General features: G+C 49.9%; 2 pseudogenes. Both read left to right on the top strand.

Going from position 1 to position 782, the window contains the following annotated elements:
- Positions 1-210, top strand: a pseudogene (locus A3751_RS21125) (amidase family protein); the annotation flags it as partial.
- Between the two features lie 18 nt (positions 211-228).
- A pseudogene (gene gatB, locus A3751_RS21120) lies at positions 229-782 on the top strand (Asp-tRNA(Asn)/Glu-tRNA(Gln) amidotransferase GatCAB subunit B); the annotation flags it as partial.

Raw genomic sequence — 782 nt, 5'->3', positions numbered from 1 at the left:
GAAGATGTTTATACCATCACGGCAAATCTTGCAGGCATTCCTGCAATGTCATTACCTGTCGCTCCGGTTAACGGCTTGCCTTGCGGCCTTCAGTTGCTTGGTAATTACTTCGACGAAGCGCGCATGCTTAACCTTGCTTATGCATTCCAACAGGAAACGGAATGGCACAAGCTTCGTCCTGAAAACTCACTGACCGAGCTAAGCGCGTAACAAGCCAAGGAGACTACTATGCAATGGGAAACCGTCATCGGGCTTGAAGTACACGTTCAGCTCGCAACCAAATCAAAAATCTTTTCAGGCTCATCCACCGCATTTGGTGCCGAGCCAAACACACAGGCTAGCGCCGTAGATCTAGCCCTGCCTGGTACACTTCCTGTGCCGAATGAACAGGCCTTTCGATACGCCACCATGTTTGGCCTAGCGATTGATGCCGAGATATGCAAAAGAAGCGTTTTCGAGCGCAAAAACTATTTTTATCCTGATCTACCAAAGGGCTACCAGACAACGCAACTAGACGCGCCAATAGTGGGCCCAGGCGTGGTTGAGATTACATTAAAAGACGGCACGAAGAAGAATATCCGTATCCATCACGCACACCTTGAAGAAGATGCAGGCAAGTCACTACATGAAGACTATCATGGCATGTCGGGCATAGACCTTAATCGGGCCGGGACTCCGCTAATCGAGATTGTCAGCGAACCGGATATGCGCAATGCCGAAGAAGCAGTAGCACTTGCAAAGGCGCTGCACAGTATCGTCACATCACTCGGAATTTGCGATGG

It is taken from the genome of Oleiphilus sp. HI0080 (assembly GCF_001635135.1).
The sequence above is the reverse complement of the archived record's forward strand: the minus strand, read 5'-3'. Positions and strand labels throughout refer to the sequence as shown.